This is a genomic window from Clostridium sp., assembly GCF_051278035.1.
In the GTDB taxonomy this organism is placed as follows: Bacteria; Bacillota; Clostridia; order Clostridiales; family Clostridiaceae; genus Clostridium_AD.
The window spans coordinates 1-15,217 of record NZ_JBNMNU010000105.1; the positions used below are offsets into that span (position 1 = coordinate 1).

A 15,217-nucleotide genomic window follows, 5' to 3' on the forward strand; every position below is an offset into this window, starting at 1 on the left:
TTACTGTTTAATAATTATTATCTATATTATACTTCTCTAATATTATAGTTTCAATGCACTAGCAAATAAAAAAACTAGCAAAGTTTTACCTTGCTAGTTTGTGGTGCACACGAGAGGAGTCGAACCTCCGGCCTTCCCCTTAGGAGGGGGACGCTCTATCCAACTGAGCTACGGGTGCAAATTCAATTCTACTTAAACATTCTAATACACTTTTATAAATATGTCAACCTGTAGCTAATTAAAACGTAAATTTATAAGATTATTTAAATGAACTGTAATTGTAAAACAAGTTTAAGATTTTCTTACAAATAAAAGATTTGAGTGAGCCCATATAAATAATAACACCTAAAGTATTTATTTATAAAGTAAGTTATTTATTTATAAATAAAGTTATAATACATGAAATATTGTATAATACTAACTAAAGGATTTTAAAATAAATAACCATATTAAAATTTATATACAACATTTCACCACAGGTGGTAATGATTTAAGTGAGGTATAAAATGCAATTAAATTCTATCAATCGATTTAGAGAAATCATCAAAGTCCTTGGCTCTTACGGTTTTGGATATATTGTTAACTCTAAATTTAAAAAACAAAATAATCTCCCTGAAAATTTAAGGAAAGCCTTTGAAGATCTGGGACCGACTTTTATTAAAATCGGCCAAATACTTAGTACTAGGCCAGATTTGTTATCCCCCGAATATATCGTAGAACTTTCAAAACTTCAAGATAGCGTTGCTCCAGAAAACATAGAAACGGTAAACAAAATGTTCTTTGATGAGTTTTCCATGTCAACAACGGAATGTTTTGAAAAATTTTATGAAACTCCTTTAGCCTCTGCCTCTATTTCTCAAGTACATAAAGCTATATTAAAAGACGGAAGAGAAGTGGTAGTAAAAATACAAAGACCAAATATTGCTGAAAATATGAAACTCGACATTTCCATACTTCTTCGCATAATAAGACTCACAAAAGCAAGATTTTCTGATGCACTGATTGACCCAGAAGAAGCTCTACATGAAATACTGCTTATCACTGAGCTTGAACTTGATTTTAATAATGAAGTTAAAAATATAAATACCTTTGAAGATTTCAATAAAGATGTAGCATTTATATATGTACCTTATGTGGTGGAGGAACTATGCAGTGCTAAAGTACTAACTATGGAACTAGTTAATGGATTTAAAATAGACGATATGAAACGACTACTCCATGACAAATATGATCTTGATGATTTAGGTAAAAAACTAGCATTATCTTACTTAAAACAAATGCTAGAAGATGGTTTTTTTCACGGCGACCCACATCCTGGGAATATATTTGTATACGAGGGCAAAATTTGTTTTATAGATTTTGGAATTGTAGGAAGCCTTTCAATTTCTCTAAAAACAACACTAAACAATATGATATCAGCCGTTGCTTTTAATGATATAAATAAAATGATTTCAGCGCTTTTATCTATAGGTATAAAAAAGGGATATGTCGATAGAAATAAGCTCTATGAGGATCTAGATTATCTTTTAGTAAATTATCTTTCAGTTTCTTTAAACAATATTCAAATCTCAGTTTTGATTTCAGACATCTTTGACATAGCTAGACAAAACAATATACGTTTGCCTCGTGATTTGACGCTTTTAATAAGAGGTCTTGTGATTTTAGAAGGTGTAATATCACGTATCTCTCCTGATATAAAAATAATAGACATCGCTATTCCTTACGTAAAAGCTAATAATAAATTTTCACTATTAGCACATTTAGATCTTAACACTCTACTTATGCGTTCATATTCATTTATTAAAGACTCATCTAGACTACCATCAAAGATCATAGAATTATCTGATAGTCTAATAAGTGGAAGAGCTAAACTACAACTAGAGCATAAAAATTTAAATACCCCTATAAGTGAATTAAATAAAGGCATAAATCGCTTAGTTTTTGCTCTCATTATTTCTTCGACGATTATAGGGTCTTCTACAATTTTAAATTCAAATATAGGTCCTAAATTATATAATATATCAATTATTGGTATAACTGGTTTTATTACTGCAGCCTTTATGGGCTTTTGGTTAATGATTTCTATAATGAAATCAGGGAAATTATAAAATAAATTGTAAAATGAGGTATTTTTATGATTAAATATTACAACAGAAAAGAGAATAAGTATGAAATCGAAAATGTAGCAGGTGAAAAGTATTTAAATTGGTCTTACTGCTCGCCTTCAGGAATTGGACTAGTTGAATTACTTCTCAAAAAAAGACTTTTTTCAAAGTTGTATGGTCAGTATTGCGACACAAAAATAAGTTCTAGAAAAATCAGGTCTTTTATTGAAACTTTGAATATTGATATGTCTATGTATTCTAAGACTTATGATCAGTACTCATCTTTTAATGATTTTTTTATAAGATCTTTAAAACCAACTGCTCGAATAATTCCTAAGGAAAAGGAAATATTAATATCCCCTTGTGACGGTAAAATATCTGCATATGCAAATATTGACTTGAATAATATAGTTCAGATAAAAGGCTTTACATATTCTCTTAAAGAACTTCTTCAAAATAATGAAATATACAATTTGTATAAAGGTGGAACCTGCTTGATTTTTAGATTATGTCCTACTGATTATCATAGATTTCATTTTTTTGATGACGGAATTTGTGAAGAAACAACTAAAATAAAAGGTCATTATTATTCTGTAAATCCTATAGCTTTAAAAAATGTCAAAAAGCTTTTTTGTAAAAATAAACGAGAGTGGAGTATATTTCATTCAGATAATTTTTCTGATGTTCTTTACATGGAGGTTGGTGCTACTTGTGTAGGGTCAATTATTCAAACTTATAAACCAGACTCGAAGATTATAAAAGGTGATGAAAAAGGATATTTCAAATTTGGTGGTTCTACCGTAATATTATTTTTTAAGAGTGATGTTGTAACCATCCATAAAGATATAATAGCTCAAACACAATTAGGTTTTGAAACCTCTGTATTAATGGGCGAAAAAATAGGACTAAAATAACTTTTCAGTCCTATTTTTTTAAATTTTAAATTTAAGTGTTATATCTCTTAATTTTTGAGCACTAATCTTGTTACCACTAATAGTATTTTTTATTTCTTCCATCTTGTTTACTATGTCAATACTTTTGTCGGATATGCTAAATATTCCTTCTGAACCCTCATTAACTGTACCAGTTACTTGATCTATGGCAATTGATACTCCATTTATTGATGTATTCAAATGCTGAGCTGTTTCATCAAATTCGTTCATAAACTTATTGAAATCCTGTGCATCATCCATGTATTCTTTTCCCGTACCAATAATTATTTCATAATTAAGTGAAATTTCTTCATCCATAAACTCTAACATTTTAGCAGAGCTTTTTGATAGATTTTTAACTGAAGTGTTTACAATTTTAACTACATTTTGAATATTAGCCGCTGTAGCTCCAGATTGTTCTGCCAGCTTTCTAACCTCATCTGCTACTACTGCAAAACCCCTTCCTGATTCTCCCGCCCTAGCTGCCTCGATAGCGGCATTTAGGGCCAATAAATTGGTTTGGCTAGTTATATGAAGTATTGAAGATGCAAGACTATGTATTTCCTCAACCGCTTTAGAATCCTCTATTGCAACTTCTAACTCAGTTTTTATATCATTATAAACTTTATCAGTATCTAGCTTAGACCCTTCAGTGCCCATAGTAATACCCATTGCTTTTTTAACAATCTTCTCAGCTATATTTGTACCTTGTGACGCTTTCTCAACTATATTATTAACCATATTTCTCATCTCTCCTGAAGATGCAGAAATTTCCTGAGCTGTAGCTGCTGTTTCTTCCATCCCAGCTGATAAACTTTCAGTTTCAGAAGAACTTTCTTCTGATTTTATTTTTAATATATTTGTAAGATCTTCAACAATAAAAGCATTGTTATTTATATTGTCCGAAGCCTCGATTAAATCTTTTATAACATTTTTCAATGTTTTTCTCATGTTAATTATATCTCTAAATATAGTTCCAATTTCATCCTTAGTTTTAATTAAGTTATCTATATCTACGTCATCGCTTAAATCCAATCTAGAAGTCTTATCCACAAGTAAAGTTACTTTTATTAATGGATTCACTATAATATTCGATACAATTATACCAATTAGTATAGAAAATAAACCCACAATCGAAGCTATTATATTAGTAAAAATAGAAGCTGTAACAATGTTTAAAATTACTAATACTCCAATAAGAATTGGTATCTTTTTTTTAATGGATATCCCTTGCCTATTATTGTTTTCTTTTTTGATATTATTAGATGCCATGATGCTCCCCCTTAAATGTAATCACAGTTTAAATATATTATGAACTTTATTATTAACCCCAAAAATATTCATGTACTTATATTAACATATAATTCATACTCTGTAAGCAAATAATGTTGCAACCCATCATTAAATGACATTAAATTATACTTTATAATAAAATGGGTAAACTATTATTAATACACTTTATATATATAGTGTAATTTTTGTTTTGAAAAGGAGAATAAAATAATGAATAAAAAAAAGTTAGGAAAATCAAAAAATTCAATTAATAACTTAGATGCTAATAAAAGTAATAGCGGCGTTTTAGATACAGAGATGGCTATTATGTATAATCTGTCCAATGTTACAAATGATTTAAATGAGAATGCTATAGATAAAAATATTAGTGAAATTAAGGTTATACCTAAATAAGATAAAATATAAGATTTATCTTATTTACAAAAATAAAAAAGCACTAAAAACTAATCTTTAACAGATTAATTTTTAATGCTTTTTTTATAATTAATATATTCTTACGAAATTATAAATTTCTTTCGTATTGTTCTACCATTTTCTTAACCATTTGTCCGCCTACTGATCCATTTTCTCTAGAAGTAAGATCTCCATTGTAACCCTCTGTTAAATTAACTCCAACTTCTTTAGCTGCTTCCATTTTAAACTTATTTAAACCTTCTCTTGCTTGTGGAACTAATGTTCTGTTTGCCATAATAATTGCCTCCTTTTATTTAATAATTATTTTATGATAGTAGTTTATGTAGAATTATAAATTTTATAGTATGATGTTTGAGGATATTAAGGGAATTAGAGTTTCTTTAATCATTATAAGTAATCTTGTATAACATTTAAATATATTGTAAAATTATTCTTCTATAAAATTTAAATTTGTTGTACAAGCAATTTAAATATAATAAACCATATTATATAAGTAGCTCTATTTAGGAGGAACCTCTGTGTTTTTCATGAATTATTTATTAGATATAATCGGAAATGTTACATTTCTAACAGCTTATATAACTGGTAGCACTTCATTTCCACAACCATTATGCGAAGAAGAAGAAAAATCCTATTTAATAAAGTTCAAGGAGGGAGATTTGCTAGCTAAAGGAATACTCGTTGAACATAATTTGCGACTAGTTGCACATATAGTAAAAAAATATTCCTATCAAGGAAAAGATGTAGATGACCTCATATCTATTGGAACTGTGGGGCTCATTAAAGCGATTGAAGCCTTTGATATAAATAAGGGAGTAAGACTTGCCACATATGCTGCACGGTGCATAGAAAACGAGATACTCATGCTCATTAGAAATAATAAAAAAACCAAAGGGGACATGTCCCTGCATGATCCTATCGGTACTGACAAAGAGGGAAACGAGATAACCTTTATGGATGTATTGAGTAGTGATGAAGATTCTATTTTTAAGATAGTAGAAAATAAAATGCTAATTACAACTCTTTATGATAAAATAAACTTTACTTTAAAAGATCGAGAAAAGATAATAATCCAAATGCGTTATGGATTATCTGATGGTCCTCCTCGAACTCAAAGAGAAATCGCATTAATTTTAGGAATTTCCAGATCATATGTTTCTAGAATTGAAAAGAGAGCATTAAAACGACTTAATAGAGAATTAACAAATGCTAATAAAATTTAATAAGAACATAGCCCAGTAACAATTACAGTTACTGGGCATGCTTCCTTCATCTTTTATTATCTCTTACCTTTTTTAGACCATATTTTAAAACCTATAAGCAATCCAGCCCCAATTGTAGATGCAATGCCCGTGTATACCGCAACTTTACCTTGGGTTGATTTGCTTTTGGGTGTTTTAACTTTTTTATAATAATCTTCCATTAAATTTTCATACTGCTTCTTGTTGATATTTCCTATACCTATACCCATAACACTACAATTCATGCCTGCAAAATAATTTATTTTTTCTGTTATGTAGCAGTTAAATGTATGTATCTTTTGAGGTGTTGAACTTCCATCATTCCATAATTCAACTCCAAATAATTCTTCATATATATATTGATGCTGAAAAGCAATCAACGAGTAATTACCATGTTTTGAGTAATTCACATTAATATATCCATCTTTTGCAATTAGGTTATCAATATGTCCGTTGTATAAAACTAAAATGTTCTTAGATGAATCTTCATTTTTTATCTTATCAAATAATTCCATACCTTCAAACGAATAAAATAATTCAACAGTAGTTATATTGTTCTTCACTAATGCTAGTTTGATTGTATCTATATATGAATCAATGTAATGTATATCTTCAGGAAGTCTATTTTTATAATCATTTATTACCTTATGAGTTTTTTTATTAAGTATACCATTTATAATTTCCATTTTTATACACCTCTCTTCTTTCATTCAACTTTTATTGTTTACTATATGTTGCCCTCTTTGTTTGTATAACATAACATATATTTTTAAAATTCGAGAAAATGTTTTTTTGTCTTTTTCTATTAATGATTGTGTAATTGGCGATAAAAAAATTGACTCCTGTATCGTGAACTCCCACTGTCTACTTGACATGTAGCGTTTCACAACACAAAAATCAACTTTTAGTTGCATTTCCTTCTTCTTAAACTTTAAATTTATTTACCATCTCATTAAGTTTTTGTGCAAGTTCAGCTTGGCTTTGTGCCGTTAATGCAACTTGCTCTATGGCTTTTGATGTTTCATTTATATTTTCTTTTATTGTTTCTGATTCTTGACTTGATTTTTGTGATGTCCCAGTCATGTCTTGAACAGCTTGATTTACTTGTCCAACTGTGGCTGTTAATTCCTCAGCCATAGCAGCAATTTCATCAGACATTTTGCTTACAAAATTCGAATCATTATAATACTGATTGCCTGTTTCTCCATAATCATTTAATTGTTCATTTATCTGTGTATTTATAAATTCTAATATTTCCCTACCCGTATCAATACTGCTTTTAAATGCCCCCTGAACCTTAACAATAGTTTCTTGAATATTTATTACTGCCTCAGATGATTGCTCTGCTAGTTTTCTTACCTCATCTGCAACCACTGCGAACCCTTTACCATGTTCTCCCGCTCTCGCTGCCTCTATTGCTGCATTTAATGCAAGCAAATTGGTTTGTGACGCTATACTTCCTATTGTATTTGCCATAACTTTTATACTATCTACTACTTGCCCATCTATAATAGCTTTTTCCATCTTCTTTTGTTTTTCAGCATGTATTTGTCTAGTTGTATCGATAGCATTTTGACTATTAATTTTAACTTCTGTCGCCTTTTCTTTAAACTGATTTGCATTGTTACTTCCTTCCATAGCTTTAGACGAAAGCTCATTGATAGTTGAATCTACTTCTTCAACAGAGGCAGTTATATCCTCTGATGTACAACTTGACTCTTGCATCCCACCGGCAATAGTATCTATTGCTCCATCTATAATGGTAACTTTTGAAGATAATTCTTGGACTGTGGCTGAAAGTTCTTCAGATGATGCACTTAAATCTTGTGTATTTTCTATAATTATTTTTACTAGTTCTTTAATATTTTCTTGTGCTGTATTTAACGCATTCCCCGTTTGCCCAAATTCATCTTTTCTTGAACTAATACTTGGAGTAGAGAAATTATAGGTAGATAACCTACCGGCTAAATCTTTTATATTGTTTAATGGGTACATTATATCTTTAGTTAATATGAAAGCCATTAAAATTATAATTGAAAATGAAATAATTGTAAAAAGCATAATTGTATTTCTAGTCATGTTAAACAGCTCGATATTATTTAAATTTGCCTGCTTGGCTGCTGCTTCATTCAGCTCAATACATTCTTTTAATTTTAATAACATAACGAATTGTTTTGGTCCCATATTTGAATTATAAAGTTTAACTACGTTCGTATAGTTGTTAGCGTTAACAAGTTCGATTAGATTAGTTTCTAGTTCTGTATATTTTATTAAGTCATTTTTAAAATCAGCATAAATTTTTTGCTCTTCAGAACTTGAGTATAAACTCTCATATTCCTTTTGTAATATTGCATTTTTATTTTTCAAATCACCTATATTTTTTAGATGAAGACTTAATTTTGATCTGTTTTTTTCAAAAACAAGTCTAAGCGTATTAACTCCGATGTCGTTCAAATTACTTTTAATGGCTGTTAAATCCTTAATAGCTATTAGATTCGTACTATATATGGACTTAGACCCCTCATTTATCTTTGCTGAATTTGATATCCCCACTACTCCAATTAAAACTATAAAAATACATACTACTGAAAATACTATAATTAATTTTTTCTTTACACGCAAATTCACAAAAAAATTCAATTTAGCGCTCCCCCTTTTTGTTTCTATAATATATTATTTAATATCCTGTAAGAAAAATTATCTACTACTATTATTACTGAATCTATTTTGCTCTGATTCTAATTCAATATTCAATGTCAAAAACCTTACATTTTCTTCTTTAAATAGACTCAAAACATATATTAATTTCCTTGATATTAATATTCGACAATTTATATTAAAAACCTTTTCTGTAAATAAAAAAAATTTATATCGCTGGCACAAATGATATACTGTTTAGAAATATTCAACTTCAGCATCTTTTTTTTGCAATTACTTCATTTATGCTTAATTCACGTTTAAGCGGACGTCCACTACCAAATTCCCTAGTATCTCTAATACCTAACTAGCCAGATTCTTTATAATCATTTCGCCATTAGTAAATATTCCTTACTAATAGTATTCACAACCTTTCTAATTTTATTGTACAAAAAAAGAGCCTATATAATAGACTTTTTTTCAGTGTCTATTACATAGATTCCATTAATTGGTTGTGAATTTTATTACCTCTTATACCAGTGATCTCAAATTAAAAATCCTCTGAGATTCCGACCTAATAAACTATGAAATATTAGTATCATTTTTTCAGATTTTCATTATATTCCATTCCATCTACATTACAGTCTATATAGTTTTTAAGATTTTGAACCAAGTTATCCTCATTAAAATCATTGATCCCATCATTTTGAAATGCCTCTGTCTTGTCTATAGAATCGGGGGTTTCTTCTCCATTGCTAGCTTTTATTTCTTCATCATTTTTAATGTTAAACACCTCCTTTAATTTTTTAATATTAATTTTAAATTATACTCTCTTGTTTAAATTTTTCATACCACAATTGAATAAGAGATGCTGTTGTGCTTTTTAAATTCAATCGTTATTCGCATCTTCCATCTTTGAAAATTGATTTGGTTTATGGCGCGGATATAATATTGGACTCTTCATTAAGTTTTTACTCTATTATAGACTTGCATTGCATTATTTATTTTAAATATTCACTAAGTGCTTCCTTCCAATTCCTAGTTATATCGCCAGTGGTTAATTCTAGCATATAATTCCTAAGAACTGAATATTCAGGTCTTTTTACTGGTCTTGGAAATTCACTGGTTTTGCAACGAGAAACTTCTGTAGTAATCCCTTTAATCCTAAATATTTCTTTAGTGAATTCATACCATGTGCACTCTCCCTTGCAAGTACAATGAAAAAGTCCATAATTCTTATCCTCTATAAGTTTTATTATAACTCTACTTAAATCAACTGTGCTTGTAGGTGTACCCTTCTGGTCATTAACTACTTTTAATATTTTATTAGTTTCACTTAACTTTATCATGTTTTTCACAAAATTATCTCCATCTCCATAAAGCCATGCAGTTCTTACTATATAATGCTTAGAATTAAGGTTCTTAACTAATATTTCTCCCTCGAGCTTTGTTTTTCCATAGATGGATTGTGGATTCACTTCGTCAAACTCTGTCAATAACTTATTAACATTACCAGCAAAAACATAGTCTGTTGATACTTGAATAATTTCAGCTCCAATTTGATTTGCAGCTGATGCTAAGTTTTTAGGTCCTATTGTATTTATCATATATGCCATATCTATTTCTGTCTCACACTTCTCGACATCTGTTAGTGCAGCACAATTTATAATTACATCTGGTTTATTTAAACTTACAAAACTATTTACGCTACTTACATTTGTTATATCTAATTCTGATATATCCGTAAGTATTAAATTAATTCCTTTTTTCTTTTGATATTGCTTAGCTAATTCTCTACCTAGCTGACCATTAGCTCCTGTAATTAATATATTCATAATTAATCCTCTCCCTTACTAATACTCATATGTTTGTGAATTATAAAAGTAATTCAATCTATGATACAAATCTTTACCTTAAAAAACTCCTATAGAAAAATTTTATATTTATATAATTATATTCTACAATATTTTTTGTTTCCCTTTATTTGTAAACAAGTTTAATAAACCTTACTAACAGTTCTTGCCACAACCCAATATCGTTTTGTCACCTTTTATTAAATTACCTTTATCTATTCCAACTTTCAACTTTAGTTTTTTCATATATTATTAACCTCACATTATATTTATTTTATATAATAATATTATGTACCAATATATGAATATATATCTTTTGACTATAGAAAGATTAAAAATAGTTGTTAGCTGTTTATATTCAGCCAGAGATTATATCAGGATTATAGATAATCTTTATAGACAAGTAGTAAACCCATATCAACAAGGTATGATTTTGTATTTTTTTGTATAAATATAAATAATTTAAAATATATAATAGTAATATATGATCATTTTTAAATAATCATATGAATATAAATTAATTTTTTTAAAAAAACACTAAAGAGTTTAGCTTTTATTTTCGATAAACAGAATGATAGGAACCTTGTTGTTTACACATTTTATATATATGAAAGGAGCTGTATTAATTTGAGTTATTGTGAACTAGTTGTATTTAATTTAGGATTAGAAGAATACGCAATAGATATTTCTTATGCTCAAGAAATAATTCGCATACCTAAATTCACCCAATTACCTAATACCCCCTCATTCATTGAAGGTGTTATTAATCTAAGAGGTAAAATCATTCCTGTTTTAGATTTAAAAAAAAGATTTGGGATTGATCAATCTAATAGAGGAATTGATAGTAGGCTACTGATAATTGAACTAGATAACATGATTGTCGGTATTATTGTTGATGATGTTTCAGAAGTTATTAGAATTGATGAACAATCAATTCAGAAATTAAGTTCTGAAATTATAACCATTAGCCAAAACAGTATACAAGGCATCAGTATAATTGACCAAAGAATAATTATACTATTAGATATTTTAAACCTGAAATCAGAAATTTTTAAATACGATTTTAAAAAGGAGTTAATATCATAATTTCAAATTAAGTATTTGAGGAATTTTAAATGATTATAAAATTAGCAAATGGTGAATTGGATGTAACTGCGCTTGAAATTAATGATGTTCTTGATACTAAATTACTTCAACCTTTTCAAGATGATTTTGCCACTTCAATGACTATTGCAAGTGTTACTGTGGACAAATCTGGAACTCCTATAACTAAACCAAGTTCATATACAAGTTTTTGTATTAATTTTACACATTCTACAAAAATAGGAGATGATTGTTGTGCTGCGTCACATAAGAAAGGTGGAGAAGAAGCTGCAAGAATTAGAAAACCATATATATATACCTGTCATGCGGGACTAATAGATTTTGCTGCACCTATATTAGTGGGTGATTATCAAATAGGAACCATTTTAGGGGGACAAATTTTAACTGCCCCTCCAGAAGAATCGCAATTTAGAAAAACAGCAACTGAAATTGGCGTTAATGAAAACGATTATATTGATGCAGTTAACAATATATCTTTAACAACTGAACAAAAAGTAACAGCTGCTGCAGATGTATTGTATCTTGTAGCAAATTCGCTTTCACAATGAGGCTATGAAAAACTTAAACTAAGTACTATGTCCCAAACCCTTACTGATAATTTTAGCCAAATATCTGCAACTATGGAAGAGCTCAGTGCTTCTTCAGTAACTGTAACAAATAATCAACATAATTTAAGTGATGAAATTGCTAACGTAAAAAGTATATCGATAGATATAAATACAATACTTGATTCTATAAAAAGTATAGCTGATGAGACAAAAATGCTCGGATTAAATGCGGCTATAGAAGCTGCTAGAGCAGGAGATGCTGGTAGAGGTTTTGGGGTAGTTGCAACTGAAATAAGGGCTTTATCTCAAAATTCGAAGGAAACTGCTGTTGAAATATTAGCTCTTACAACTAAAATACAACAATCAGTTGATAAGACTATTGAAACTTCTCATGCTACACTTCAAACTACAGAACAACAATCAGCTGCAATCCAAGAGGTTACTGCTAATCTTATGGAAGTTACAACTTTATCTGACGCATTAAATGAAATGGCAAATAATAAATAATATTACTAATCTATTTAATTGAGTTTAAGTAATATTATTACTCATTTAAAATTCCGGTATTTTAGGCGTAGAACCCCAAAACAAAACTAGAAGCTTCGGCTGCGGAATCCAAAATATCTAGAGATAATTAATATAAAAATAATACACCTTACTTTGAAAGAATCAAATACTACAATATATTAGGTCGTTAATTTAAAATATGGTAAATCTTGATTCTTAAAATGTAACTTAAACGTAATTTGTTATATCATATGAATATAACAAATTACGTTTAATGATATTGACCTCTGTTAACAGCGCTGACTGATACTTACTAATTACAATTTAATTTTTCGTAAATAAAATAAGCATAGTGGTACTTAACGCTTAATGATATTATATTTATCAATACTTACATCAATCACATATTCTTCTTTCAATGCTTGCAATTTTTTGTAATGTTCTGTCTTACAGTGCATTGCCTGAGCTACATCATTCACCCACATTTCCATTAGAAATAATTTATCCTCGCAGTCAACTGAAAAAAAATACTCATATTTGTTATTTTCAGGTTCTTGCCTTGAATCCTTAATAATTCCCATTTCATTTACCTTATAAAAAAATTCTTCTCTTTTCCCTTCTTTTATTGTATAAGTAACATTAACTAATAGACATTCATTCATTAAAATCCTCCTTTTTTTAAGTTGCCTTAAATTTTATATAAGTTCATTTTAACACTTCATATATATTTACTTAATTATACTATTAACAAAGTAAATTTCATATAAAAATAAATAGATGATTCTCAAATGCCTTCTCTAATAATTATAAAGAACAAATGTCATGAAAATAAAATTGCTTGAGGCACAACTAGCACTATTAAAAAAATTAGATCTAGTGATGTTTTCAAAATCATTAAAGAACGTATTGATATATAGCTCTAAAAACGTAATTGGATACTTATTCAAATTATCAGAAGTATTTAGATCTTGATACTATCATTGTATTGCTCAAAGGATATACGAATACAGAGCGAACAGCATGATTTAGAATATAGAGGTTTAACATTGAAGGTGCTCATTAGACGAGCTTATAAGAAAGGCTCTAGGTCTATTAAAATGACTTTGGAATAGAAACATTATTTGAAACAGCATAATCATATTCCTGCTGAGTAAAGCTAATACCCATTCCCATACTTTCTAAGACTTTCATCTTAAATTTCTTTGTTTCATATTGATTTTTCATGCAAATATATATAATTTCATTTTCTGATAGCAACATAAATTGAAACAATTTTTGTTGCAGTATAAGAAATAAAAACTGTTTCTTGTTAATTTTTCATATTTTTCAGTGTATTATTAATTACAGGATTATGGATATTTATATTCATGTGTACCAGAAAAGAGTGGAGTTATTTGTCATAAATATCGGTTAAAGTTAAAGATACAGTTGAAAAATTTAAGCAACACGTTAGTATTGATGATACTTATAATGACAGAAAAGTGGTGCTTAATTATGTCAAAGATCAAGCAACAATTTTTAAATTTGAAAAATGGATGTTGTACAGTGATTTAAAGGCACAGCATCGATCATTTTCACTCATCCCATCAGATCTTAAAGCTCATAAGGATGTAAAAGATAATATCTACGGACAAGCAGCCAGTAAAGAAGTGTTCAGTGGAACAATGGAAAGAAACAGGAACCCAAAGGTATAAGTCATTTAAAAAGAGAATTTGTAGAAGGAACAACTGAAATTGCTATTGGTTGGGTAAGAAAAAAACAGGGTATAAAATCCTATTTTTCCCAAGTGGCTGATCCCTTACAGAGTTTGGAAGTGAAACGTACAAGCTCTGTTGCTAATATAATAAGATTATATTACAATATATTTTTCTACTATAGAAAGATTAAAATAGTTGTTAGCTATTATAAAATTGTTTAATAAAGAGTAAAAAAATAACAAGTACCCCAAACTATTGAGGTACTTGCATTTGTGATGGTGCGTAGGAAGGGATTCGAACCCCCGGCCAACTGGTTCGTAGCCAGCTACTCTATCCAACTGAGCTACCAACGCATAAACATCATTATTATATTAACATATTATATATTAATAGTAAAGATTTATTTTTCCTATCTTTTAATTCGTATAGTATAAATTAAAAAACACCTAACAAATGTTAGATGTTTTTGGCGGAGAAAGAGGGATTTGAACCCTCGCACCAGTTTCCCAGTCTACACCCTTAGCAGGGGCGCCTCTTTAGCCACTTGAGTATTTCTCCATAGCATTATTTAAATGCGTTTATAAAAAAAATGGCGGAGGAAGTGGGATTCGAACCCACGGAACGCTTTCACGTTCGTCGGTTTTCAAGACCGGTGCCTTAAACCAACTCGACCATCCCTCCGTATTTTCTAACGACAAGGCTTATTATATCAGCATGTTTATAGCATGTCAATATATTTCTTTTATTACATGGTTTTTTTTATAATTCGTTTATGATAATGTCCTAGTATACCGTTTTTGATTATGTCCCAAATTTACAAAAATATAGTGTAGAATATACCTCACAAGAATGTATAAATGAGGTGTTCATAATCAGAAAGGTTGAC

Annotated in this window: 13 protein-coding genes, 4 tRNA genes and 1 pseudogene; 7 read left to right on the top strand and 11 right to left on the bottom strand. The window is 29.0% G+C overall.

Annotated features, from left to right (window positions below; translation table 11 throughout):
- Positions 1–101: 101 nt before the first annotated feature.
- Positions 102–178 (bottom strand) — tRNA-Arg (locus tag ACJAX4_RS15125).
- A gap of 328 nt (positions 179–506) precedes the next feature.
- On the opposite strand from ACJAX4_RS15125, the gene ACJAX4_RS15130 reads away from it, so the two are divergent.
- Together ACJAX4_RS15130 and ACJAX4_RS15135 are read left to right on the top strand one after the other, a co-directional pair.
- Positions 507–2,108, top strand: a complete 1,602-nt coding sequence (locus ACJAX4_RS15130) for an ABC1 kinase family protein (protein ID WP_435790291.1) — start codon at positions 507–509, stop codon at positions 2,106–2,108.
- Between the two features lie 26 nt (positions 2,109–2,134).
- Positions 2,135–3,019, top strand: coding sequence for a phosphatidylserine decarboxylase (locus tag ACJAX4_RS15135; protein WP_435790292.1), 885 nt, complete (start codon positions 2,135–2,137; stop codon positions 3,017–3,019).
- A gap of 18 nt (positions 3,020–3,037) precedes the next feature.
- On the opposite strand, the gene ACJAX4_RS15140 is transcribed toward ACJAX4_RS15135, so the two are convergent.
- Entirely contained in the window at positions 3,038–4,309 is a 1,272-nt protein-coding gene (locus ACJAX4_RS15140; protein WP_435790293.1) for a methyl-accepting chemotaxis protein, read from the bottom strand.
- A gap of 231 nt (positions 4,310–4,540) precedes the next feature.
- On the opposite strand from ACJAX4_RS15140, the gene ACJAX4_RS15145 reads away from it, so the two are divergent.
- Positions 4,541–4,723, top strand: coding sequence for a hypothetical protein (locus tag ACJAX4_RS15145; protein ID WP_435790294.1), 183 nt, complete (start codon positions 4,541–4,543; stop codon positions 4,721–4,723).
- A gap of 109 nt (positions 4,724–4,832) precedes the next feature.
- On the opposite strand, the gene ACJAX4_RS15150 is transcribed toward ACJAX4_RS15145, so the two are convergent.
- A complete protein-coding gene (locus tag ACJAX4_RS15150) occupies positions 4,833–5,018 on the bottom strand; it encodes an alpha/beta-type small acid-soluble spore protein (RefSeq protein ID WP_435790295.1) in 186 nt (61 codons plus the stop codon).
- A gap of 244 nt (positions 5,019–5,262) precedes the next feature.
- On the opposite strand from ACJAX4_RS15150, the gene sigK reads away from it, so the two are divergent.
- Entirely contained in the window at positions 5,263–5,967 is a 705-nt protein-coding gene (gene sigK, locus ACJAX4_RS15155; RefSeq protein WP_435790296.1) for an RNA polymerase sporulation sigma factor SigK, read from the top strand.
- Positions 5,968–6,023: 56 nt separating this feature from the next.
- Here sigK and ACJAX4_RS15160 read toward each other — a convergent pair whose 3' ends face one another.
- The 4 genes from ACJAX4_RS15160 to rfbD form a co-directional block, all read right to left on the bottom strand.
- Positions 6,024–6,671: a hypothetical protein gene (locus ACJAX4_RS15160; protein ID WP_435790297.1), complete on the bottom strand. Its 648-nt coding sequence runs from the start codon at positions 6,669–6,671 to the stop codon at positions 6,024–6,026.
- Between the two features lie 238 nt (positions 6,672–6,909).
- A complete protein-coding gene (locus ACJAX4_RS15165) occupies positions 6,910–8,625 on the bottom strand; it encodes a methyl-accepting chemotaxis protein (protein WP_435790298.1) in 1,716 nt (571 codons plus the stop codon).
- A 595-nt stretch (positions 8,626–9,220) separates the two neighbouring features.
- Positions 9,221–9,415, bottom strand: a complete 195-nt coding sequence (locus tag ACJAX4_RS15170; protein WP_435790299.1) for a hypothetical protein — start codon at positions 9,413–9,415, stop codon at positions 9,221–9,223.
- A gap of 208 nt (positions 9,416–9,623) precedes the next feature.
- On the bottom strand, positions 9,624–10,457 hold the full coding sequence (rfbD, locus tag ACJAX4_RS15175) for a dTDP-4-dehydrorhamnose reductase (protein ID WP_435790300.1): 834 nt from the start codon (positions 10,455–10,457) through the stop codon (positions 9,624–9,626).
- 645 nt (positions 10,458–11,102) lie between these two features.
- Between rfbD and ACJAX4_RS15180 the strand changes: the two genes are divergently transcribed.
- Positions 11,103–11,561, top strand: a complete 459-nt coding sequence (locus ACJAX4_RS15180) for a chemotaxis protein CheW (RefSeq protein WP_435790301.1) — start codon at positions 11,103–11,105, stop codon at positions 11,559–11,561.
- Between the two features lie 29 nt (positions 11,562–11,590).
- Positions 11,591–12,634 (top strand): annotated as a pseudogene (locus ACJAX4_RS15185) (PocR ligand-binding domain-containing protein).
- A gap of 359 nt (positions 12,635–12,993) precedes the next feature.
- On the opposite strand, the gene ACJAX4_RS15190 reads toward ACJAX4_RS15185, so the two are convergent.
- Positions 12,994–13,296, bottom strand: coding sequence for a putative quinol monooxygenase (locus ACJAX4_RS15190; RefSeq protein WP_435790302.1), 303 nt, complete (start codon positions 13,294–13,296; stop codon positions 12,994–12,996).
- Between the two features lie 822 nt (positions 13,297–14,118).
- Between ACJAX4_RS15190 and ACJAX4_RS15195 the strand changes: the two genes are divergently transcribed.
- Positions 14,119–14,328, top strand: coding sequence for a hypothetical protein (locus tag ACJAX4_RS15195; protein ID WP_435790303.1), 210 nt, complete (start codon positions 14,119–14,121; stop codon positions 14,326–14,328).
- Positions 14,329–14,607: 279 nt separating this feature from the next.
- Here ACJAX4_RS15195 and ACJAX4_RS15200 read toward each other — a convergent pair.
- The 3 genes from ACJAX4_RS15200 to ACJAX4_RS15210 form a co-directional block, all read right to left on the bottom strand.
- A tRNA-Arg gene (locus ACJAX4_RS15200) sits at positions 14,608–14,684 on the bottom strand.
- 114 nt (positions 14,685–14,798) lie between these two features.
- Positions 14,799–14,889: transfer RNA gene (locus ACJAX4_RS15205), tRNA-Ser, on the bottom strand.
- Positions 14,890–14,921: 32 nt separating this feature from the next.
- Positions 14,922–15,012 (bottom strand) — tRNA-Ser (locus ACJAX4_RS15210).
- Positions 15,013–15,217: the final 205 nt, after the last annotated feature.

What these genes read in the sequence shown, in the direction of transcription:
- ACJAX4_RS15140 (WP_435790293.1), bottom strand. Translation starts at nt 4,309, where the DNA reads ATGGCATCTAATAATATCAAAAAAGAAAACAATAATAGGCAAGGGATA.
- ACJAX4_RS15145 (WP_435790294.1), top strand. Translation starts at nt 4,541, where the DNA reads ATGAATAAAAAAAAGTTAGGAAAATCAAAAAATTCAATTAATAACTTA.
- ACJAX4_RS15130 (WP_435790291.1), top strand. Translation starts at nt 507, where the DNA reads ATGCAATTAAATTCTATCAATCGATTTAGAGAAATCATCAAAGTCCTT.
- ACJAX4_RS15160 (WP_435790297.1), bottom strand. Translation starts at nt 6,671, where the DNA reads ATGGAAATTATAAATGGTATACTTAATAAAAAAACTCATAAGGTAATA.
- ACJAX4_RS15135 (WP_435790292.1), top strand. Translation starts at nt 2,135, where the DNA reads ATGATTAAATATTACAACAGAAAAGAGAATAAGTATGAAATCGAAAAT.
- rfbD (WP_435790300.1), bottom strand. Translation starts at nt 10,457, where the DNA reads ATGAATATATTAATTACAGGAGCTAATGGTCAGCTAGGTAGAGAATTA.
- ACJAX4_RS15150 (WP_435790295.1), bottom strand. Translation starts at nt 5,018, where the DNA reads ATGGCAAACAGAACATTAGTTCCACAAGCAAGAGAAGGTTTAAATAAG.
- ACJAX4_RS15190 (WP_435790302.1), bottom strand. Translation starts at nt 13,296, where the DNA reads ATGAATGAATGTCTATTAGTTAATGTTACTTATACAATAAAAGAAGGG.